Source organism: Streptomyces sp. NPDC050988 (assembly GCF_044456225.1).
GTDB lineage: Bacteria > Actinomycetota > Actinomycetes > Streptomycetales > Streptomycetaceae > Streptomyces.
The window spans coordinates 39,445-60,660 of record NZ_JBITFQ010000013.1 but is presented as its reverse complement, the minus strand read 5'-3'; the positions used below and the strand labels follow the sequence as shown (position 1 = coordinate 60,660).

The window sequence follows — 21,216 nt, the reverse complement described above, 5'->3', positions numbered from 1 at the left end:
CCCTCCTCGGAGGGGACCAGAGTTCGCGGGTCGTCTGCGTTTCGCAGGTGTGTGAGGTGGGGCACTGGCGTATTGGGCGAGCCGGAGTACTCTTGCGCCATGCTTCCGATGCTCGTTCGACGCCGTCACGTGGACTTCGTGCGCGTCACGAGCATGGGCTGTCGGCTTTCCGCCTGACCTCGGCCCCCTTCAGCTCTTTCACTTGGCACCTGTGGCCCCTCGCCCCACCCTCGGCGGCCGGCCCGGGCCCGTAACCCATGCGGACGCACACCATGACGAACCCGTTGAATCAGACGAGCCCGTTCAATCAGGCGTATCAGCAGCTTCCGATCATCGATCTCTCCGCGGCCGATCGCGGGCCGCAGGCGCGTGCGCTGCTGCACGCGCAGTTGCACAGTGCCGCGCACGACGTGGGGTTCTTCCAGCTCGTGGGGCACGGGGTGGGGGAAGGCGAGACGGCCGCTCTGCTCGACGCGATGCGTCGGTTCTTCGCGCTTCCGGAGGCGGACCGGCTCGCGATCGACAACGTCAACTCGCCGCATTTCCGCGGCTATACGCGGACCGGTGACGAGCGCACCGGCGGCAGCCGCGGCAGCCGCGACTGGCGCGACCAGCTCGACATAGGGGCGGAACGGCCCGCGCGGACACCCGGTCCCGGTGAGCCCGCGTACTGGTGGCTGGAGGGGCCCAACCAGTGGCCCGCCGCGCTGCCGGAGCTGCGTACCGCCGCCCTGGCGTGGATCGACCGGCTCAGCTCCGTCGCGGCGCGGCTCCTGCGCGAGCTGCTCGCCGCCATCGGTGCGCCCGCCGGTTTCTACGAGCCCGTGTTCGGCGAGCGTGCCCATCCCCATCTGAAGCTGGTCCGGTATCCGGGCAGTGCGGGGGACGGCGCGGAGCAGGGCGTTGGGGCGCACAAGGACTACGGGTTCCTGACGCTGTTGTTGCAGGACCGGGTGGGCGGGTTGCAGGTGCAGCGGGAGGACAGGCTGTTCCATGACGTGCCGCCGATCCCGGGGGCGTTCGTGGTGAATCTGGGTGAGCTGCTGGAGGTGGCCACCGACGGGTATCTCGTCGCCACCAACCACCGGGTGGTGAGTCCGGCCGGTGCCACCGAGCGGTTCTCCGTGCCGTTCTTCTACAACCCCCGGCTCGACGCCCGGATCGAGCCGCTGCCCTTCCCGTACGCGTCCGCGGCGCCCGGAGTGACGAGCGACCCGGCGAACCCGCTGTTCGCGGAGTACGGACGGAACGAGCTGAAGGGCAAGCTGCGGGCGCATCCGCTGGTCGCGGCCCGTCATCACGCGGAGCTGCTGGTCCCCGCGTGACCTGCGTGAGACGGGTGTAGCGGATGTGGCCCATGTGGCGGCACCCCGTGGGGCGCCGCCACATGGGCCGTGCACACCTGGGCCGTGCACACCTGGGCCGTGCACACATGGACTGTGCGCACGTGTGCCCTCAACACACGAGAAATCAGTGGGCGATGTCCTCGTAGCCCTCGATCTCTCGCGGGTTGCGGGTGCCCGGTCCGACATAGCGGGCGGAGGGCCGTACGAGCCGGCCCGTGCGCTTCTGTTCCAGGATGTGCGCGGACCAGCCGGCGGTGCGGGCGCAGGTGAACATCGAGGTGAACATGTGGGCCGGGACCTCGGCGAAGTCGAGGACGATGGCGGCCCAGAACTCGACGTTCGTGGCGAGGACACGGTCCGGGCGGCGGGCGTGGAGTTCCGCCAGGGCCGCCTTCTCCAGGGCCTCGGCGACCTCGAAGCGGGGCGCGCCGAGTTCACGGGCGGTGCGGCGCAGGACGCGTGCGCGGGGGTCCTCGGCGCGGTACACGCGGTGGCCGAAGCCCATCAGCCGCTCGCCCTTGTCGAGGGCCTGCCGCACGTAGGCGTCGGCGTCGCCGGTGCGCTCGATCTCCTCGATCATGCCGAGGACGCGGGAGGGGGCGCCGCCGTGCAGCGGGCCGGACATGGCGCCGACGGCTCCCGAGAGGGCCGCCGCCACGTCGGCGCCGGTGGAGGCGATGACGCGGGCCGTGAAGGTGGAGGCGTTCATGCCGTGTTCGGCGGCGGACGTCCAATAGGCGTCGACGGCCGCGACGTGCTTGGGGTCGGGCTCGCCGCGCCAGCGGATCATGAAGCGTTCGACGACGGACTGGGCCTTGTCGATCTCGCGCTGCGGGACCATGGCCAGGCCCTGGCCGCGGGCGGACTGGGCGACGTACGAGAGGGCCATGACGGCGGCGCGGGCGAGGTCCGCGCGGGCCTGCTGCTCGTCGATGTCGAGGAGGGGGCGCAGGCCCCACACGGGCGCCAGCATGGCGAGCGCGGACTGGACGTCGACGCGGATGTCACCGGAGTGGACGGGGATCGGGAACGGCTCGGCGGGCGGCAGGCCGGGGTTGAAGGCTCCGTCGACGAGCAGTCCCCAGACGTTGCCGAAGGAGACGTGGCCGACCAGATCCTCGATGTCGACGCCCCGGTACCGCAGGGCGCCGCCCTCCTTGTCCGGTTCGGCGATCTCCGTCTCGAAAGCGACGACTCCTTCGAGCCCGGGTACGAAGTCGGACATCAGGCGGCTCCTCATGATGTGGGCGACAGATGGTTTGCGGGGTGTGCGTTTGCGGGGTGTGCGAGGGTGCTCGTGACCATATGTCTGTGACGGGTGTGGCCGTCCGGTTCCGCGGTCGCCTCGTGGACTCGCGGTCCGTACGTCATCCCGGTGATGCCCCGTCCGGATGGCGGTCACCCAACCGTCTCGGAAGCAGGACGATATCCCTTGGTGCCACCTTTGGGGAGAGCACGCGGCACTGAGTGCCATGGCGTGATGAAGACCACGCCTGTCGGGTGCTCGTCTGCCGCCTTTCGGAATACGGCAGGATGACGGCGTGACCGACCGTGAACCCGTCCTCGACCCGGCGTTGATGCGCAAGCACTACCGGGCCGAGGGACTCGACGAGACCGAGCTGGCCGAGCACCCCATGGAGCAGTTCGGGCGGTGGTTCAGCCTGGCCGCGACGGACGGGCTGCTGTACGAGCCGAACGCCATGGTCGTCTCCACCGCGGACGCCGAGGGGCGGCCCAGCTCCCGCACGGTCCTGCTGAAGCAGTACGACGAACAGGGTTTCGTCTTCTTCACCAACTACGAGTCCCGCAAGGCACGCGATCTCGCCGCCAATCCGTACGTCTCCCTGCTCTTCCCCTGGCACACGATGGCCCGGCAGGTCATCGTCAGCGGTACGGCCCGGCGCACGGGCCGCGACGAGACGGCCGCGTACTTCCGCACCCGGCCGCACGGCTCCCAGCTCGGTGCCTGGACGAGCACCCAGTCCGCGGTGATCTCCTCCCGCGCGGACCTGGACACCGCGTACGCCGAACTGGCCGCCCGCTACCCCGAGGGCGAACAGGTCCCGGTCCCCCCGAACTGGGGCGGCTTCCGCGTGGCCCCCCAGTCGATCGAGTTCTGGCAGGGCCGCGAGAACCGCCTCCACGACCGCCTGCGCTATGTGGCCCGGGAGGACGGGTCTTGGCGGGTGGAGCGGCTGAGTCCGTGAGGCCACGGGACCGTCGTCGGGGTCAGAGCTTGCCCCAGACGAAGCCCGTGCGGTGGCCGCCGAGCAGGCGGGATATCTCCTGGAGGAAGTCCGGCCTGAGTTCCGGCCAGTTCCAGAACTCCAGGCCGAGGTGGCCGAACGCGTAGTAGTCGTCCTCCCAGATCCAGTCCGTGAGGGGGACGGGACGGGCGCACGCGGGGCAGTCGACGGTCGCCGCGCCGGTCTCGTGCCAGGTCCCCATCGCGGCGGCGAATCGGGGCCAGGCACCGTTCTCCGGCCCGCCCGGGTCCGGATCCGCCTCGCCCGCCTGGCCTTCCCCAGAGACCTCGGCTTCCCCAGAAGCCTCGTAGTCCTCGTAGTCCTCGTAGCTCTCGGAGTCTTCGTAGCTCTCGGAGTCCTCGTCGAACGTCTCGCCGCTCAGCGGGGTCGTCGCCTCGCAGCGAGGGCAGGTGACGGACTCCGGGCCGCCCTGGCCGCTGTCGAAGACGGTCCGCTCGGTGTACACGGCGAGTCCGTCCCACGGATCCCAGTCGGGGGACTCTTCCACCGCGCGCTGCCAGTTCGGCCCCGGCGGGTGTCCGAGTGGCTGTCCCAGGACGCAGTCCGTGCGCTCGCCGAGCACGATCCCCTCCGCGACCAGCCACTCCACGGCCCGGGCCGCGAGCGCCTGCGCCTCGTCCGCCGTCGCGTCGACGTCCACGACCGTCTGGAAGTGGTCCCCCATGCCTCTGCCCCCGCCGTCACCGATCCGTCCACCGGCCTCAAACGCTACGCGCCACCACTGACAACGCCCCTCGGCCCTCTCAGAAGGGCCCTCAGCCCAATACCCTGTCCAGGATCTTCGCCCACTGGCGCACCACTCCCTCCCGGCGGGCCCCGTCGTCCGTGAGGAGGTTGGCGAGGCCGAGGCCTCGGGACATGTCGAGGAAGCCCTGGACGGTTTCGCGGGCGCCGGGGCGGGATTCGTCGGCGTTGAGGAGTTCGACGGCTATGCGGTGGGTCTCGCGGCCTACGCGCGCTTCCAACTCTGTTACGCGGGGGCGTAGTTGGTCCTCGTTGGAGGCGGCCACCCAGAGGTGGAGGGCGGCTCGGAAGAGGGGGCCCGTGTAGAGGTCGACGAGGGCGGCGACGACCGCGTGGCGGTTCGTGGGGCCTTCGGGGAACAGGTCGCGCAGGGCGGTGGAGCGTTCTTCGGCGACGTACTCGACGGCTGCGGTGAAGAGGTCCTCGCGGGTCGGGAAGTGGTGCTGGGCGGCGCCCCGGGAGACGCCGGCGCGTTCCGCGACGACGGAGACCGTGGAGCCCGCCCAGCCGTGTTCGGCGAGGCAGGCGACCGCGGCTTCCAGGAGGCGCTGCCGGGTGGCCCGGCTGCGGTCCTGTTTGGGTACGCGCTCGACGAGCGGCGCGCCGTTCACCACGCCGCCCGTCGTGGCGCCACTGTTCACCGCACCCATGGAGGATCCCGTCGTTCGAGGAAGGCCGTCATCCCCTCGCGGGCCTGCGGGGAGGAGAACAACCGGGCCGAGAGCGCGGTGAGGTCGGCCGCGTCCCGGTCGAAGGTGTCCAGCACCTTAACCGTGAGCAGCCGTTTCGTCTCGGCCAGTCCGTCCGGGGAGGCCCGGCGCAGTCCGTCGAGCACGGGCGCGAGTACGTCGTCGGCGTCCTCGCCCGCCGCCGTGACGAGGCCGATCCGGGCCGCCTCGGCCGCGTCGAACCTCTCCCCGGTGAGGTAGTAGCGGGCCACCGCGCGCGGGTCGAGCCGTGGCAGCAGGGGCAGTGAGATCACGGCGGGGGCGACCCCGATGCGTACCTCCGTGAAGGCGAACGTGGCCTCCTGGGAGGCGACCGCGATGTCGCAGGCGCCGAGCAGTCCGAGGCCGCCCGCCCGCACATGGCCGGTGACGCGGGCGACGACGGGCTTGGGCAGTTCGACGATCTGGCGCAGCAGGGCGACCAGGACGTCCGGGTCGGGCGGGTCGCGCAGGTCCGCGCCCGCGCTGAAGGTGTTCCCGGTGTGGGTGAGGACTACGGCGCGTACGTCACCGTCCTTGCCGCACTCCGTGAGCGCGTCCGCCAGCTCGCCCACCAGCCGGGCGGAGAGGGCGTTGCGCCGCTCGGGCGCGTCGAGCGCGAGGGTGGTGATCCCGCGCTCGTGCGCCCGCCGTACCACCGTCATGCGCGCTCCTTCAGTTCCCGTGGCTCCCGCAGTTCTCGCAGTTCCCGGCGCAGGATCTTGCCGGAGGCCGCCCTGGGCACGCCTTCGATGAAGACGACCTGCCTGATCTTCTTGTACGGGGCGACGCGCTCGGCGACGTACGCCATGACGTCGTCCTCGGTGAGGTCGTCGGCGGCCGGCTGTCGCACCACGTACGCGTGCGGCCGTTCGTTGTTGTCGCTGTCGTAGACGCCGATGACGGCGGCGTCGGCGATGCCGGGGTGGGTGAGCAGGAGGGCCTCCAGTTCGGCGGGGGCCACCTGGAAGCCCTTGTACTTGATGAGTTCCTTGACGCGGTCGACGACGTACAGCCAGCCGCCCGCGTCGACGTGCCCGACGTCCCCGGTGTGCAGCCAGCCGTCCTCGTCGATCATGGCGGCGGTCGCCTCGGGGCGGCCGAGGTAGCCCTTCATGACCTGCGGTCCGCGGATGACGATCTCGCCGCGCTCGTCGACGCCGACGTCCTTGCCGGGGTCGTCGAGGGAGACGATCCGCATCTCGGTGCCGGGGATGAGTTTTCCGACGCTTCCGGGAGGCGGGTTCGCGGAGTCCCGGGGCACGACGTGCGTGCCGGGCGAGAGTTCCGTCATGCCGTACGCCTGGCCTACGGGCGGCACCCCCAGCCTGCGCGAACAGGCCTCCGCCAGTTCGGCGTCCAGGGGCGCGGCCGCGCTGATGATGTACTCCAGGGACGACAGGTCGTAGCCCTCGACGGCCGGGTGCTTGGCGAGGGCGAGGACGATCGGCGGGGCCACGTACAGGCCGGTGATGCGGTGTTTCTCGATGGCCGCGAGGAACGTCTCCAGGTCGAAGCGCGGCAGTACGACGACGGTGGCGCCCTGCCTGAGGGGCGCGTTCATGAGGGCCGTGAGCCCGTAGATGTGGAAGAACGGCAGGACCGCGAGGATGCGGTCGCCGGGGCCCATCGGCATGGTGGGCGACAGCTGGGCGAGGTTGGTGGCGATGTTCCGGTGGGTGAGCATCACGCCCTTGGGGGTGCCGGTCGTCCCGGAGGAGTACGGGAGGGCCGCCACGTCCTCCACCGGGTCGATGTCGATCTGTGGCTCGGGGGCCGTGGAGCCCAGCATGCCGAGCAGCGAACGGTGTCCGGGTGCCTGGTCGCAGACGAAGATCTCCCGTACGCCGCCCGCGAGTTCGGCCGCCGTACGGGCCGTGTCCAGGAGCGGCGACACGGTGACGATCCACTCGGCCTTGCAGTCCCGCAGCTGCTTGGCGAACTCCTCGGGCGTGGCGAGCGGATGCACGGTCGTGACCGACGCCCCCGCGCGCGTGGCGGCGAAAAACGCCACCGGGAAGGCGACGGTGTTGGGGCTGTGCAGCGCCAGCACGTCTCCCTTGCCGACCCCGAGGTCGGTGAGTTCGGCGGCGATCCGCCGGTGGAACGTGTCGAGTTGGGCGTAGGTGAGGGTCATCCCGTCCACGCCGTCGATCAGCGCGGGCGTGTCGCCCCGGGAGGCGGCACGGCCCAGCACCGCCTCGTGGATGGGTTCTTCGACGGCGGGGACGTCTTCGTACTCGCTGCGGAACACCATGGCGGGCCCTTTCAGGAGTCGAACCGGAGGCTCGGCCGGAAGCTGTAGGGGAGATAGTGCTAGTAGGACTTCGGCAGGCCCAGGGTCTGGTGCGAGACGTAGTTGAGGATCATCTCCCGGCTGACGGGCGCGATCCGGGCCACGCGGGACGCGGTGATGAGGGACGCGAGGCCGAACTCGCCGGTCAGGCCGTTGCCGCCGAGGGTGTGCACGGACTGGTCGACCGCTTTCACACAGGCTTCGGCGGCCGCGTACTTGGCCATGTTGGCGGCCTCTCCGGCGCCGGCGTCGTCCCCGGAGTCGTAGAGGAAGGCCGCCTTCTGCATCATCAGGCGGGCGAGTTCGAGTTCGATGTGTGCCTGCGCCAGGGGGTGCGCGATCGCCTGGTGGGCGCCGATCGGGTCCCGCCAGACGGTGCGTTCGCGGGCGTAGGTGATGGCCCTGGAGAGGGCGTAGCGGCCCATGCCGATCGCGAAGGCGGCGGTCATGATGCGCTCGGGGTTGAGGCCCGCGAAGAGCTGGAGCAGGCCCGCGTCCTCGTCTCCGACGAGTGCGTCGGCGGGCAGGCGTACGTCGTCGAGGGTCAGCTCGAACTGCTTCTCCGCGCCGTGCAGTTCCATGTCGATCTGCCGCCGCTCGAAGCCGGGGGCGTCGCGCGGGACGATGAACAGGCAGGGCTTGAGTTTGCCCGTACGGGCGTCCTCGGCGCGGCCGACGATGAGGGTGGCGTCCGCGATGTCCACGCCGGAGATGAAGACCTTGCGGCCCGTGAGGATCCAGTCGGTTCCGTCCCGGCGGGCCGTCGTGGTGATGCGGTGGCTGTTGGAGCCGGCGTCGGGTTCGGTGATGCCGAACGCCATGGTGCGGGTTCCGTCGGCCAGGGCCGGGAGCCAATCTTGCTTTTGGTCTGCTGTTCCGAAGCGGGCGATCACTGTGCCGCAGATGGCCGGGGAGACGACCATCATGAGGAGGGGGCAGCCTGCGGCGCCCAACTCCTCCAGGACGATGGAGAGTTCGGCGATGCCGCCGCCTCCGCCTCCGTATTCCTCGGGGAGGTTGACGCCCAGGTAGCCCAGCTTGGCTGCCTCTGACCAGAGTTCGTCGGGGTGGGCGCCCGCGGCGATGACCTTGGTGAGGTATTCGCGGCCGTAGCGGGTGCCGAGGGCGGCTACGGCTGCTCGGAGGGCCTTGTGTTCGTCTGTTTCTAGGACGGTGGTCATGGGGCTCCTCAGGGGGAGGGGGGTTCTGTTGTGTGGAGGGTGCGGGTTCGTTGTGGCTTGTCGCGCAGTTCCCCGCGCCCCTAAAAGCGGCCGGTCTCGGCGCCTCCAAAAGCGGCCGGTCTCGGGGCCTCTAGAAGGGCGCCTCTTGTCTAATGGGGAGCCGATTGCTGGACGACCGCCAACAGCGCGCCCACCTCGACCTGCTGGCCCGGAGTCGCGTGCAGGGCCGTCAGGGTGCCTGTTGCCGGGGCGGTGATCTTGTGTTCCATCTTCATTGCCTCCAGCCAGATGAGGGGGTCTCCGGCCTGGACGGCGGAGCCGGTGGTGAGGCCGTCGGCGATTCGGGCGACCGTGCCGGGCATGGGGGCGAGGAGGGAGCCGGGGGCCTGTTGGGCGGCGGGGTCCGGGAAGCGGGGCAGGGCGGTGAGCGCGGTGGTGTTCACGTAGACGCGGTCGTCGTGGCGGGTGACGTCGAACTTCCGTCGTACGCCGTCGATTTCGAGTACGACGAGATCCGCGGCGGCGCTCAGCACGCGGACGCCGTCGGCCGTCAGGCCCTCGCGGGTGTGGTGGTAGCGGACCTCGTGCTCTCCGGCCGCCGAGGCGTAGCGCTTGGTCTGGGGCTGGGAGGGCAGGTTGCGCCAGCCGCCGAAACGGGAGCGGCCGTGGGCGTCCGCGAGGGCGGCGGCCAAGGGGGCGTACGGGTCCGGGGCGGCCGTGGTGAGGTCGGCCAGGTGGCGTTCGTAGAATGCCGTGTCCATGTGGGCCGTAGTGAACTCCTCGTGGCGCAGGGAGCGTACGAGGAGGTCGCGGTTGGTGACCGGGCCGTGGATCGTGGCCCGCTCCAGGGCTCCGGCGAGGCGGCGGATCGCCTCCGCGCGCGTGGGGGCGTACGCGACGGCCTTGGCGAGCATGGCGTCGTAGTGGACGCCGATCGTGTCGCCGTCCTCGTAGCCGGTGTCCAGGCGGATGCCGGGTACGGAGAGGCGGTGCAGGGTGCCGGTCTGCGGGGCCCAGTTCTGGGCGGGGTCCTCGGCGTAGAGGCGGGCCTCGACGGCGTGGCCCGAGGGCGTGGGCGGGTCGCCGTCCAGGCGTGCTCCCTCGGCGACGCTCAGCTGCAGAGCGACCAGGTCGATGCCGAACACGGCCTCTGTCACCGGGTGTTCGACCTGGAGGCGGGTGTTCATCTCCAGGAAGTGGACGTCGTCCCCGGAGACCAGGAACTCGACGGTGCCCGCGCCCGCGTAGGTGATCGTGCGGGCGGCGGCCGTCGCCGCGGAGTGCAGGCGCTCCTCGACGCCGGGGGCGAGGGCCGGCGCGGGGGCCTCCTCGATCACCTTCTGGTGGCGGCGCTGGAGGGAGCAGTCGCGGGTGCCGTACGCCCACACGGTGCCGTGGGTGTCGGCGACGATCTGCACCTCGACATGGCGTCCGTGCTCGACGTACGGCTCGACGAAGACCGTGCCGTCCCCGAAGGCGCTCTGGGCCTCGGTCGAGGCTGCCTTCAACTCGCCTTCCAGGTCGGCCAGTTCGCGGACGATTCGCATGCCGCGGCCGCCGCCGCCCGACGCCGCCTTCACCAGGACCGGCAGATCGGCCTCGGTCACCGCGTCCGGGTCCAGGGGAGCGAGCAACGGCACCCCGGCGGCCGCCATCAGCTCCTTGGCGCGGGTCTTGGAGGCCATCGCCTCGATCGCCTCGGGCGGCGGGCCGATCCAGACCAGGCCCGCGTCGAGGACGGCCCGGGCGAAGTCGGCGTTCTCGGACAGGAAGCCGTACCCGGGGTGCACGGCGTCCGCGCCCGCCGTCAGCGCGGCCTTCACAATCAGCTCGCCGCGCAGATACGTCTCGGAGGGTGTCGATCCCGGCAGGCGCACCGCGGCGTCGGCCACGCGCGCGTGGAGGGCGTTCTCGTCGGCGTCCGAGTAGACGGCGACAGTTCGGATGTCCAACTCATGGCAGGTTCGGAAGACTCGGCAGGCGATCTCGCCCCGGTTGGCGACCAGCACACTCGAAATCATGGGACCTCTCACATCCGGAAGACGCCGAAGCCGCCGCGTGCGCCCTCGTAGGGAGCCGTGTGGATCGCGGACAGGCACAGGCCGAGGACGGTGCGGGTGTCGCGGGGGTCGATGACCCCGTCGTCGTACAGCCGCCCGGACAGGAACATCGGCAGGGACTCGGACTCGATCTGCTGCTCGACCATGGCGCGCAGGGCGGCGTCGGCGTCCTCGTCGTACGGCTGCCCATTCGCGGTGGCGGACTGCCGGGCGACGATCGACAGGACGCCCGCGAGCTGCTGGGGGCCCATGACGGCGGACTTGGCGCTGGGCCAGGCGAAGAGGAAGCGGGGGTCGTAGGCCCGGCCGCACATGCCGTAGTGGCCCGCTCCGTAGGAGGCGCCCATGAGCACGGAGAGATGGGGCACGCGGCTGTTGCTCACCGCGTTGATCATCATCGCGCCGTGCTTGATGATGCCGCCCTGCTCGTACTCCTTGCCGACCATGTAGCCAGTGGTGTTGTGCAGGAAGAGGAGCGGGATGTCGCGCTGGTTGGCCAACTGGATGAACTGGGCCGCCTTCTGGGACTCCTCGCTGAAGAGGACTCCTTGGGCGTTCGCCAGCACCCCGATGGGATAGCCGTGGAGCGTCGCCCAGCCGGTGACCAGGCTTCTCCCGTACAGCGGCTTGAACTCGTCGAAGTCGGAGGCGTCGACGAGACGCGCGACGACCTCGCGGGGGTCGAAGGGCGTGCGCAGATCCCCGGGCACGATGCCCAGCAGCTCGTCCTCGTCGTACTTGGGCGGGGCGGCCGGGCCCGGATCGCCGTACGCCTTGCGGTGGTTGAGGCGGGCGACGACGCGGCGCGCCTGCCTGAGGGCGTCCTGCTCGTCGACGGCGAAGTGGTCGGCGAGGCCCGACACGCGCGCGTGCATCTCGGCGCCGCCCAGCGACTCGTCGTCGCTCTCCTCGCCGGTGGCCATCTTGACCAGCGGCGGACCGCCGAGGAAGACCTTCGCCCGCTCCTTGACCATGATCACGTGGTCGGACATGCCCGGGATGTACGCGCCGCCGGCGGTGGAGTTCCCGAAGACGACGGCGACGGTCGGGATACCGGCCGCCGAAAGCCGGGTGAGGTCGCGGAAGATGGCGCCCCCGGGGATGAAGATTTCCTTCTGGGACGGCAGGTCTGCGCCACCGGACTCGACGAGGCTGATGCAGGGCAGGCGGTTGGCTAGCGCGATGTCGTTCGCCCTGAGCGCCTTCTTCAGGCTCCACGGGTTGCTGGCGCCGCCGCGCACGGTCGGGTCGTTCGCCGTGATCAGGCACTCGACGCCTTCGACGACACCGATGCCGGTGACGAGGGAAGCCCCGACCGCGTAGTCGCTCCCCCAGGCAGCGAGCGGCGACAGCTCCAGGAAGGGCGTGTCGGGGTCGAGGAGCAGCTCGATGCGCTCACGGGCCAGCAGTTTGCCGCGCTTGCGATGCCGGGCGACGTACTTCTCGCCGCCGCCCGCGAGGGCCTTCGCGTGCTCGGCTTCAAGCTCGGCGAGCTTGGTGAGCATGGCCTCGCGGTGGGCGGCGTAGTCCGGGGAGCCGGTGTCCAGCGCGGACGCCAGGACCGTCACAGCAGTACCTCCGGGATGTCGAGGTGGCGGGAGCGCAGCCATTCGCCGAGCGCCTTGGCCTGCGGATCGAAACGGTGCTGGGCGGCGACGCCCTCGCCGAGCACGCCCTCCACTACGAAGTTGAGGGCGCGCAGGTTCGGCAGGACGTGCCGTACGACGGTCAAGTCGGCCGTCTCCGGGAGGAGTTCACGGAACCGGTCGGTGGTGAGGGTGTGCGCGAGCCATCGCCAGGCGTCGTCCGAGCGGGCCCAGACGCCGACGTTCGCGTTGCCGCCTTTGTCGCCGCTGCGGGCTCCGGCGACGAGGCCGAGGGGGGCGCGGCGGGTCGTCCCCAGGGTTGGGGGTTCGGGCAGTGGCTCCGGCAGCGGGGGTTCCACCAGCGGCTCCAGTACGCGGGTGTCGTAGGCCGGCATCACACGGACTCGGCGCCCGTCATGGAGGACGGCCACATGGTCCACCTCCCCATGGGGGACGTACACATCCTCGAAGACCCCATAGGGCGCGCCCTTTCCAGGTGGCGCCATCACATGGAATCCGGGGTAGCTGCCGAGGGCCAGCTCGACGGCGGCTCCGCTGAGGGTCCGGCCCACCGTGTCCTGGTCGGGGTCGCGCACGACGAGCCGGAGGAGGGCGCTGGCAGTCTCCTCGGTGGGGGCGTCGGGGTGGTCGGTTCGGGCGAGGTCCCAACGGACGTCGGCCGGGCGGGACTTGGCCGCCATGAGCGCGGTCTCCAGCTGGGCCCGTACGAGCGCGGCCTTCTTCTCGATGTCGAGCCCGGTCAGGACGAAGACGACCTCGTTGCGGAAACCGCCGAGGCGGTTGAGCCCGACCTTGAGCGTGGGCGGCGGAGCCTCACCGCGCACACCGTCGATCCGTACCCGGTCCGGGCCCTCCCGGGTGAGCCGGACCGTGTCGAGGCGCGCGGTGACGTCGGGGCCCGCGTACCGGGCGCCGGACGTCTCGTACAGGAGCTGGGCGGTGACCGTGCCGAGGTCGACGACGCCGCCGGTGCCGTCGTGCTTGGTGATGACGCTCGTGCCGTCCTCGTGGATCTCGGCGACGGGGAAGCCCGGGTGGTGCAGGCGCTCCGGGTCGTGTTCGGCGAAGAAGGCGTAGTTGCCGCCGGTGGCCTGCGTGCCGCACTCCAGGACGTGCCCGGCGACGACGGCACCCGCGAGCCGGTCGTACGCGTCCGGCGCCCACCCGAAGTGGGCGGCGGCCGGTCCCGTGACCAGGGCGGCGTCGGTGACACGGCCGGTGACGACGATGCCCGCGCCCTCGCGGAGGCAGGTGGCGATGCCTTCGCCGCCCAGGTAGGCGTGCGCGGCAAGGCTTTTCGGGTGGCGCGCGGTGAGGTCGTCGCCCTCGACGTGCGCGACCCGCGCCGGGACACCGAGCCGCTGGGCCAACTCCCGTACGGCGTCGGCGAGTCCGGCCGGGTTGAGCCCACCGGCGTTGGCGACAATCCGTACGCCCTTCTCGTGCGCCAGGCCGAGACACTCCTCCAACTGCCGCAGAAAGGTGCGCGCGTAGCCGCCGGCCGGGTTCTTGAGGCGGTCGCGGCCGAGGATGAGCATGGTCAGTTCGGCGAGGTAGTCGCCGGTCAGGACGTCCAGGGGGCCACCGGTGAGCATCTCGCGCATCGCGTCGAACCGGTCGCCGTAGAAGCCGGAGGCGTTGCCGATGCGGAGGGGGTGGGGGACGGAGTGGAGGTCGGGGCTGAGGCTGGGGCCGGGGGCTGCGTCGGTCATTCCGTGGCTCCCTTCGGGGGGCGTCCCGCACCCGGCGGACCCGCGAAGGCCTGCGCGATGTTGAGCCAGCGGTCGGCGTCGGCCCCTTGCGCCCGTACGGCGAGATCGGCGCGGTGGGCCCGCCGGACGACGAGCAGGCAGAAGTCGAGGGCGGGGCCGGTGACACGCTGGGCGGCGTCCTCGGGCCCGTACGTCCACTGCTCGCCGTCACCGTCACCGTCACCGTCGCCGGAGGGCGAGGTGAGTTCGACGCGGAACTCCTCCTCGGGTGGGGTGAGTCCCCGTACCCCGAAGGCGAAGTCCCGGGCCCGCACCCCGATGCGCGCCACATGCCGCAGCCGGTCGGTGGGTGGCCTCATCACATGCAACGCGTCGGCGATGTCCTGCCCGTGGGCCCAGGTCTCCATGAGCCGGGCCGTCGCCATGGAGGCGGCGGACATGGGCGGCCCGTACCAGGGGAAGCGCACTCCTCTGGGCGCCGAACACAGCGCCTTGTACAGGGCGTCACGCCCCGCGCGCCACTCGGCGAGCAGCCGTGCGGGCGGCAGCCCGGCGCCTTCCTCGGCCCCGTCGTCGACGAACCGCTCGGGGTCTGCGAGCGCCTTCTCCACCTCCGCCCCGAAGGCCTCCAGATCGGTCACCGCGAGCAACGCCGACCGGTCGGTCCAGGCGAGATGCGCGATCTGATGAGCGACGGTCCAGCCCGCCGCCGGGGTCGCGAGCGCCCAGTCGCCCTCGCTCAACTCCCCGACCAGCCGGTCGAGTTCCTCGCTCTCGTCGCGCAGGTCGTCGAACACTGGCGTCGGATCGGTCACGATGCGCTCCCCTCGGGCACGGCGGTGTGCGGCGCGGTGTGCCCAGGAGCATGGCAGTGCTCACAGAAACAAGCAAGCGTGCTTGGATAATTCGCGCGTGTTGTCTGAGCGTGCCGATCCGGCAGCTCTCAGCTGCGAGAACCCCCTCGAAGGCGAAGCCCTCGGAGTCCCGCCGGAAGCCCTCATCGCGTTCGCGACGACCGCCGCCATCGAGCACTCACCGAGAGGGATCGCTGGCCACTGGCCCGCCCACGCCTCTTTCCGGGGCTCCGCTCTGGCTCCGGTTCGGTTCCGGGGGGGGGCCATCGCCGCCTGACGGCGTAGCGTGGCCCCATGGCAGCCGTTGTTACACGTATTGACCTGGTACCGCCGGACAACAAGCTGAAGTGCAGCATGCATGACAGCAAGAGTCCGAACTGCAGCGGGCCAGTTGTAGCGGTGGCGACGTTCGATGACGTCGGAGGCAAGGACAACCACTGGAAAGTGTGTCAATGGTGGGTCGACAACAGCCCACTTGCGATCGCCTGCCGGGAAAATCAGTAACTCACACAGCACGAGGCCACGGGAAACACCGCCCGTGGCCCCCCGTGTGCCGCCGAGCCCAGTGCCCGGGTGTGTGGTCTCGTGCGCCCCAAGACCCCGCGGAAGCCCTTGGCGGCCTAAGGGTTGTCCCGTAACTGCCATAGAGCGAGCAACGGCCCGCGGCAACGGGCAGCTTCAAGCTTCAGGGCGGCCCGGGTACATGGCTGATCGCTGCAGGGTTTCGCCCCACTCGTCCATCACATCTCGGGACTCGTCCATGTCGGGATCGCGACCTCCGCCGGGTGCGTAGGCCGGGGACCGGTCCGCGCGGAGCGGCACATGGGCGCAGTACCAGGCCCGCTTGGCGCCCGCTTGCTCCGCGTCCGTGCCTGTCCGTAGATAGTCGAGCAGCGCGGTCATGACCCGGCGGCGTCCGAATGCGTAGACCGCTGGTTCGACGAACCAGCGGCAGAAGCTGGGGTCCGGGTCGTAGACGGCTGCGGCCATCAACGGAGCGAAGAACTCTTCGGGCAGACAGGTGCGTTCGAGCAGTGGCTTGCGTGCCGCATGGGCCAGATGCCGCGCGCGGCCGGCCTCTGGTACGCCGGCCATGTTCCCGAGGTTCAGCAGCCTTGCCACCTCGGTTGCGCATGACAGGAACGAGCGCGCATCTGCCTCGTTGTGCTCTTCTTCGGCCATGGCGGCATTCTGGACCGGCTCAGGCCGAGAAGGTACGGGGCGATGATTACTTCTCCGCGAGTGAAACGATCATATTGTGGCTGGTGTGATCACGGCGTCGGTGCCGTCCTGGACAGAGCCCTTCACCGGGCTGAGCTCGCGCTAATTCGCCAAGTTGGTAGCCGTGGTGCGACGCGAGCAGACTGCGGATCAGCAACACGGCCGCCCCTGGAGTCTGTCGCTGGAGGACCGTGTCCTGCTGGTCACGGCGTACTGGCGCACGAACTTGACGATGCGCCAGCTTGCCCCGCCGTTCGGGGTTTCCAAGTCGGCCGCAGACCGGATCATCGACCACATCGGTCCGATGATTGCATTCCGTCAGCGGAAGCACTTCCACAAGGACACCGTGCTCATTGTCGACGGCACCCTGGTGCCCACCCGCGACCACACGGTGGCCGAGCAGTCCAAGAACTATCGCTATTCCACGGCGCATCAGGTGGTCATCGATGCCGACAGCAGGCGTGCCGTGCTGAGCCCGCCGGGCTCCCGGCAACCTGAACGCCGAAAGGGGCACCCCACGATGGGATGCCCCTCTGCAAGTAGACCGTTCACTCAGCTGTCGCCACGTGGAACCATCCAGCAATGACGCTTACGGCTGACATAACGAACTCGATAACCTTCATGCCAACCTCCGCCTTGCGATTTGAAATTGTACAGTCAGGGCTTGTGCCCTTGTCGTTGCTCTTACGGCGCGTGCGAATGACCTTGGAAAACTCGTAGGAGTGCCATATTGCCATACCAACCGCAAGCGTGATTGCCGGAATCGAACCGGCCCCAGCGATAGCTCAATGAACGGGCCAACACATCGACATTACCACGAGTAGCTAATCTGACATACCGTCACCACCTCTGCCGATGACGCCACTTCTGACCTCAGGGCGAATGCCGGAGATATCTCGGAGCGCTTTGAACAAGCGGTCTTCGACATACCCCATGCCTTGGATCGGAGTTCAACTAAAGGCGAGAGTCGGCGATGACCCTCTCAACAGAAAGGGTCCGGGGTGATCTGCCAGATGGTGACGAGTTCCGTGCGCGGCGTGACCATGTAGACGAAGAAACCGCCATCCACGAACGCGTGCTTCGCCCCCTCGTCCGCCCCCTGATAGGCAGGTCCATGGAGATAGAGCGCTTCAGCTGCCCGTACCAGTTCGTCCACTCTCTTCTCCACCTCGGCGATGAACGCGGGCGGAGCGCCGGACGCGACGGTCTCTTCGTCCGGGATGTATTCCCAGTGCCAGGTCACGCGGTGTGCACCGCCTTGGCCGCTTCACGGTAAATACCGCCGGCCGTGGTCAGGTGTGTGCGCGCTTCGTCCGGGGCCGTCGCGACGTGGGCGAGGTATTCGGCGTGGTGGTAGGCCTTCGCCATCCCCGGATGCCGTTCGATCTCGATCAGGGCGGCCCAGTGGTTGAGGTAGGCGTGGACCGGCTTGATGGAGCCGTGTTCCACGGCCTCCGCGAGTGCCTGGTCCTTGGCTTGGTCATAGGCGGCCAGAAGCTGCGGGGCTACGACAGCGCAGGCCGCGCGGAGGGCGGCGGGCGTCCGCTCCGGGCGCGGGATAAGCGGCCCGTCACCTGCTGTTTCGACGTGCTGTGCGCTCACGCTGCCGTTCCCTTCGCCGTATCGGTACCAGGTGTCCCGCTCTCGACCTCTCGCAGCCGGCCCTCTTGCATCTGGCGGATGCGCGAAGAGGTGTATCCGGATGCTTCGGCCACCCGGACCGGCCACCCACGCCGGGTGGAGGTGGTCAGGGCATTGCTGATGGCCTCCCCAAGGCGGCCGGACGCGGCGTCGAATGCTGCGCGCGCCGTGCGGATACTGTCGATGGCCGCCTTCTCGTCCGGGGTCATGGCGTCCGGTGCGAGGTGCGGTGTGCTGCGGGGATGCGGGGTGTTGGGGGTCCTGGGCACGAACCCGACTGTAACCCTCACACTATTATTTGCGAAACGATTTGCGTTTTCTGTCGGCTTCCTTCGGTCACGTCCGACCACCGGTCAAGACGCCGCCCCGGCGTCCAGCCCCTTGGCCCTGCCCCGGCCCACCTGTGTCCGTACCGCCCCCATGCTCGCCGCGATGACGAGTGTGATCGCCAGGGCCTCCGTCATGGAGAGCGTCTGGCTCAGGACCAGGAAGCCGGCGATCGAGGCGATGGCCGGTTCGAGGCTCATGAGGACGGCGAAGGTGGAGGCGGGCAGGCGGCGCAGGGCGAGGAGTTCGAGGGTGTACGGGAGTACGGAGGAGAGGACGGCTACGGCGGAGCCCAGGGCGATCGTGGTCGGGTCCAGCAGCTTCGTGCCGGATTCGACGAGGCCCAGGGGCAGGAACAATACGGCCGCGACCGCCATGGCGAGCGCCAGCCCGTCGGCCTGCGGGAAGCGCCGGCCCGTACGGGCGCTGAAGACGATGTACGCGGCCCACATGGCGCCGGCCGACAGGGCGAACGCGACGCCGACCGGGTCGAGGCTGTCGAAGCCTCCGCCGCCCAGGAGGAAGACGCCGCCGAGGGCGAGGCCGGCCCAGACGAAGTTGAGGGCGCGGCGGGAAGCCACCACCGAGAGCACGAGGGGGCCGAGCACTTCCAGTGTGACGGCGGGGCCGAGCGGGATGCGGGCGACCGACTGGTAGAAGAGGCCGTTCATCGCGGCCATCGTGATGCCGAAGACGACGACGGTTCCCCAGTCGGTACGCGAGTGCCCCCGCAGTTTGGGGCGGCAGACCACGAGCATCACGATCGCGGCGACGACGAGGCGGAGCGTCACGACGCCGAGCGCTCCGGTGCGCGGCATCAGCGTCACGGCCAGGGCGCCGCCGAACTGGACGGAGATGCCTCCGGCGAGCACGAGTCCCACCGGGCCCAGGGCCCGGATCCCTCGCGGGCTGCCCGCCGGGCCGTCCGCCGGGCTGGGCCCTGGGGCGGCTCCCAGGTCGGACACGGGGGCCGGGCCGGCGACGGCGGCCGTGGGGTCGGTGACCGACGGGGACCGGTCAGCGCTGGGGATGTTCACGGGGCCGTCCAGGGAAGTTCGGGTCGAGGGTTGTTGTTCGTTGCATGTTGCACGTTGCAGTGCATCTTGGTGGACTTGACGGTCCAGGGTAATGGACTTGGTCAGGGCTGTACAACAGTTTTGCAGCTTACGCTGCGGTGGAATGTGGGGTGGCTGGCTGCGGGTTCGTTGTGGCTGGTCGCGCAGTTCCCCGCGCCCCTGAAGGGGCCCGTCGCGTGCCAGGCGCGCCACCTCGCGGAGTTGGCGCCAAGGCTCGCCTCATCCGTCGGCCAAGCGGCGCAGGAGGGATCGGGGCCTGTAGGGGATGGCCTCCGACAGGGAGATGGCGGTGCTGGTCCTGTCGACTCCTTCGATGGCGAGGATCGCCTTCGTGATGCGGTGGAGGTCGGTCGTGTCCTTGGCGACGACGTGCGCGAGGAGGTCGGCGTCGCCGGTCGTGTAGTGGACCTCGATGACCTCGGGGAGGGCGAGCAGTCCCTCGTGGACGCTCTCGGGCTCGGCCTGGCTCATCGTGAGCGACATGAACGCCACCAGGCCGTACCCGAGGGCGGCCGGGTCGACGCGCCGACTGAAGGGCTTGAGCGCGTCCTCGGCGGCCATCCTCCGCAGCCGGGCGTGAACGGTGTTCCGGGCCACGCCCAGGGTCTGGGCCAGGGCGAGGATCGTGGCGTCCGGGTCCTCGTCCAGGGCCAGGACGATCCGGGCGTCCAAGGGATCCATCAAGGGGTTCGTCGGTGTCATGTTGTGCATTTTGGCACTTGGAATCCATTCTGTTGAGCATCTGTCGCACCAGATTGGGTTTGTATTGCGCTGATGACCCGGTCTGTGGTCAAGGTGGAGAGGCGTTCCGCGCCCCCGCCCTGACTAAGGACCGCTGCCATGGCCTTGAAGACGCGCCCCAGCGGCACCGGCAGCTCCTGGATCGTCATCGTGTCCGCCGGGGTCGCCGCCGGACTGCAGGTGTGGAAACTGCCGCCCGCGCTCCCGTTCCTGCGGCACGACCTGTCGCTGACCCTGGTCCAGGCCGGGACCCTGCTGGGCATCGTCCAGCTGGCCGGGATGCTCGGCGGACTGGCCATCTCGCTCCTGGCCGAGCTGATCGGCGAACGCCGCTGTCTGAGCGGGGGGTTGGTGCTGCTGTTCCTCGGGTCGGCAGGCGGCGGCCTCGCCTGGTCGGCAGGCTCGCTGCTGGCCTCCCGGGCGGTCGAGGGCGCCGGTTTCATCCTGGTGGTGGTGACGGGCCCGGGGCTGATCCGCCACGGCACGCCGCCTGGCCGCTTCACCACGGCCATGGGCTTCTGGGGCGCCTATCAGGGCATCTCCACCTTCGCCGGTCTCATCACCGGCGCGCTGGTCCTGCAAGTGGTGCCGTGGCGGGTGTGGTGGTGGGCCATGGCCGTGCTCGCGCTTGCCCCGCTGCCCTGGGTGCTGGCCCGCGTGCCCCGCGACGACGCGGGCGGTGCCCGTGGTGCGGCGGCCGCCCTCACCCGCATCGGCCGCACCGTCCGGGCCCCCGCCCCCTGGACGGTCGGCCTCGTCTTCGCCTGCTACACCCTTCCGTGGATGGCCGTGGTCGGGTTCCTGCCCACCATCTACCGCGACGGCGGGATGACGGGCAGCTGGCCGGGCATCCTGAGCGCCGTGGTCGGAGCGGCGAACGCCATCGGCTCGATCACCACCGCGGCACTGATGAAACGCGGCCTGCCCGCCCGCGCCCTCCTCGTCCCCGCCTTCGCCCTCATGGCCACCACCTCCCTGTCGGCCTTCGCCGTCGACTGGCAGACCCTCCGCGCGGGCACCACCTGGCAGTTCCTGTGCGTCGTGGCCTTCTCGCTGACCGGCGGCGCGATACCGGCCACCCTCCTGCGCATGATCGGTGAACTGACGCCGACGGGCGGTTCCGCCCCCGCCGCCATGGGCCTGGTGCAGCAGCTCTTCAACACCGGCAGTTTCATCGGTCCCGCCCTCGCCGCGTGGCTGGCCACCCGCACCGGCGGCTGGCACTCCACCTGGTGGATCACTTGCGCCTGCGCGGCCGTTGGCATCGCCCTCAGCCTCCGCCTCAGTCCCCGGGTCACGGCCCCGGCGGTGGCTATCGCCCTGGAGAAGGCCACGGCCCCGGTGGGGGACTCGGCGACCGCCCTCACCACATCCGCACACCCCTCCAAGCCCCCACGGGACCGCTGACGGCGTCGCGCCGCACGCTTGTGTCTCGG

General features: G+C 70.2%; 20 protein-coding genes and 1 pseudogene. 5 read left to right on the top strand and 16 right to left on the bottom strand.

Annotated features, from left to right (window positions below):
* Window positions 1-257: 257 nt before the first annotated feature.
* On the top strand, window positions 258-1,325 hold the full coding sequence (locus ACIBEI_RS26600) for an isopenicillin N synthase family dioxygenase (RefSeq protein ID WP_398892753.1): 1,068 nt from the start codon (window positions 258-260) through the stop codon (window positions 1,323-1,325).
* Window positions 1,326-1,470: 145 nt separating this feature from the next.
* On the opposite strand, the gene ACIBEI_RS26595 is transcribed toward ACIBEI_RS26600, so the two are convergent.
* Window positions 1,471-2,571 (bottom strand): citrate synthase 2, encoded by a 1,101-nt coding sequence (locus ACIBEI_RS26595; protein ID WP_189836902.1) that lies wholly within the window; start codon window positions 2,569-2,571, stop codon window positions 1,471-1,473.
* Between the two features lie 316 nt (window positions 2,572-2,887).
* Between ACIBEI_RS26595 and pdxH the strand changes: the two genes are divergently transcribed.
* Window positions 2,888-3,553, top strand: a complete 666-nt coding sequence (gene pdxH / locus ACIBEI_RS26590; RefSeq protein WP_398892752.1) for a pyridoxamine 5'-phosphate oxidase — start codon at window positions 2,888-2,890, stop codon at window positions 3,551-3,553.
* Between the two features lie 22 nt (window positions 3,554-3,575).
* On the opposite strand, the gene ACIBEI_RS26585 is transcribed toward pdxH, so the two are convergent.
* The 9 genes from ACIBEI_RS26585 to ACIBEI_RS26545 form a co-directional block, all read right to left on the bottom strand.
* Window positions 3,576-4,277 (bottom strand): hypothetical protein, encoded by a 702-nt coding sequence (locus ACIBEI_RS26585; protein ID WP_398892751.1) that lies wholly within the window; start codon window positions 4,275-4,277, stop codon window positions 3,576-3,578.
* A gap of 91 nt (window positions 4,278-4,368) precedes the next feature.
* The gene (locus ACIBEI_RS26580) at window positions 4,369-5,007 is read right to left on the bottom strand and encodes a TetR/AcrR family transcriptional regulator (RefSeq protein ID WP_398892750.1); all 639 of its coding nucleotides are present in this window, start codon (window positions 5,005-5,007) and stop codon (window positions 4,369-4,371) included.
* Window positions 4,995-5,729: an enoyl-CoA hydratase family protein gene (locus ACIBEI_RS26575; RefSeq protein WP_398892749.1), complete on the bottom strand. Its 735-nt coding sequence runs from the start codon at window positions 5,727-5,729 to the stop codon at window positions 4,995-4,997. The genes ACIBEI_RS26580 and ACIBEI_RS26575 overlap by 13 nt, the downstream gene beginning before the upstream one ends.
* Entirely contained in the window at window positions 5,726-7,318 is a 1,593-nt protein-coding gene (locus ACIBEI_RS26570) for a 4-coumarate--CoA ligase family protein (protein ID WP_398892907.1), read from the bottom strand. Before ACIBEI_RS26570 ends, ACIBEI_RS26575 begins: the two co-directional genes overlap by 4 nt.
* 62 nt (window positions 7,319-7,380) lie before the next feature.
* Window positions 7,381-8,541: an acyl-CoA dehydrogenase family protein gene (locus ACIBEI_RS26565; protein ID WP_398892748.1), complete on the bottom strand. Its 1,161-nt coding sequence runs from the start codon at window positions 8,539-8,541 to the stop codon at window positions 7,381-7,383.
* 149 nt (window positions 8,542-8,690) lie between these two features.
* Complete coding sequence (locus ACIBEI_RS26560) at window positions 8,691-10,562, bottom strand: acetyl/propionyl/methylcrotonyl-CoA carboxylase subunit alpha (protein ID WP_398892747.1); 1,872 nt, start codon at window positions 10,560-10,562, stop codon at window positions 8,691-8,693.
* A gap of 8 nt (window positions 10,563-10,570) precedes the next feature.
* Window positions 10,571-12,169, bottom strand: coding sequence for an acyl-CoA carboxylase subunit beta (locus tag ACIBEI_RS26555; protein ID WP_398892746.1), 1,599 nt, complete (start codon window positions 12,167-12,169; stop codon window positions 10,571-10,573).
* Window positions 12,166-13,920 (bottom strand): acyclic terpene utilization AtuA family protein, encoded by a 1,755-nt coding sequence (locus ACIBEI_RS26550; RefSeq protein ID WP_398892745.1) that lies wholly within the window; start codon window positions 13,918-13,920, stop codon window positions 12,166-12,168. Before ACIBEI_RS26550 ends, ACIBEI_RS26555 begins: the two co-directional genes overlap by 4 nt.
* A complete protein-coding gene (locus ACIBEI_RS26545; RefSeq protein ID WP_398892744.1) occupies window positions 13,917-14,735 on the bottom strand; it encodes a TIGR03084 family metal-binding protein in 819 nt (272 codons plus the stop codon). Before ACIBEI_RS26545 ends, ACIBEI_RS26550 begins: the two co-directional genes overlap by 4 nt.
* Window positions 14,736-15,068: 333 nt before the next feature.
* Between ACIBEI_RS26545 and ACIBEI_RS26540 the strand changes: the two genes are divergently transcribed.
* Complete coding sequence (locus ACIBEI_RS26540) at window positions 15,069-15,278, top strand: hypothetical protein (protein WP_398892743.1); 210 nt, start codon at window positions 15,069-15,071, stop codon at window positions 15,276-15,278.
* 174 nt (window positions 15,279-15,452) lie between these two features.
* Here the strand turns inward: ACIBEI_RS26540 and ACIBEI_RS26535 are convergent, their stop codons facing one another.
* A complete protein-coding gene (locus ACIBEI_RS26535; protein WP_398892742.1) occupies window positions 15,453-15,956 on the bottom strand; it encodes a hypothetical protein in 504 nt (167 codons plus the stop codon).
* A gap of 76 nt (window positions 15,957-16,032) precedes the next feature.
* On the opposite strand from ACIBEI_RS26535, the pseudogene ACIBEI_RS26530 reads away from it, so the two are divergent.
* A pseudogene (locus tag ACIBEI_RS26530) lies at window positions 16,033-16,467 on the top strand (transposase family protein); the annotation flags it as partial.
* Between the two features lie 510 nt (window positions 16,468-16,977).
* Here ACIBEI_RS26530 and ACIBEI_RS26525 read toward each other — a convergent pair.
* The 5 genes from ACIBEI_RS26525 to ACIBEI_RS26505 all read right to left on the bottom strand — a co-directional run bounded on the left by ACIBEI_RS26525 (window position 16,978) and on the right by ACIBEI_RS26505 (window position 19,741).
* Window positions 16,978-17,238 carry a hypothetical protein gene (locus ACIBEI_RS26525; protein ID WP_398892741.1) on the bottom strand — a complete coding sequence of 87 codons (261 nt, stop codon included), beginning with the start codon at window positions 17,236-17,238 and terminating at the stop codon, window positions 16,978-16,980.
* Window positions 17,235-17,597 (bottom strand): DUF6247 family protein, encoded by a 363-nt coding sequence (locus ACIBEI_RS26520; protein WP_398892740.1) that lies wholly within the window; start codon window positions 17,595-17,597, stop codon window positions 17,235-17,237. Before ACIBEI_RS26520 ends, ACIBEI_RS26525 begins: the two co-directional genes overlap by 4 nt.
* Window positions 17,594-17,905, bottom strand: a complete 312-nt coding sequence (locus ACIBEI_RS26515) for a hypothetical protein (RefSeq protein ID WP_398892739.1) — start codon at window positions 17,903-17,905, stop codon at window positions 17,594-17,596. Before ACIBEI_RS26515 ends, ACIBEI_RS26520 begins: the two co-directional genes overlap by 4 nt.
* Before the next feature lie 84 nt (window positions 17,906-17,989).
* Window positions 17,990-18,919: an EamA family transporter gene (locus ACIBEI_RS26510; RefSeq protein ID WP_398892906.1), complete on the bottom strand. Its 930-nt coding sequence runs from the start codon at window positions 18,917-18,919 to the stop codon at window positions 17,990-17,992.
* A gap of 339 nt (window positions 18,920-19,258) precedes the next feature.
* Window positions 19,259-19,741 carry an Lrp/AsnC family transcriptional regulator gene (locus ACIBEI_RS26505; protein WP_398892738.1) on the bottom strand — a complete coding sequence of 161 codons (483 nt, stop codon included), beginning with the start codon at window positions 19,739-19,741 and terminating at the stop codon, window positions 19,259-19,261.
* A gap of 138 nt (window positions 19,742-19,879) precedes the next feature.
* Here ACIBEI_RS26505 and ACIBEI_RS26500 point away from each other — a divergent pair, with 138 nt between their 5' ends.
* Window positions 19,880-21,187, top strand: coding sequence for a CynX/NimT family MFS transporter (locus tag ACIBEI_RS26500; RefSeq protein ID WP_398892737.1), 1,308 nt, complete (start codon window positions 19,880-19,882; stop codon window positions 21,185-21,187).
* The last annotated feature ends 29 nt before the right edge of the window (window positions 21,188-21,216 follow it).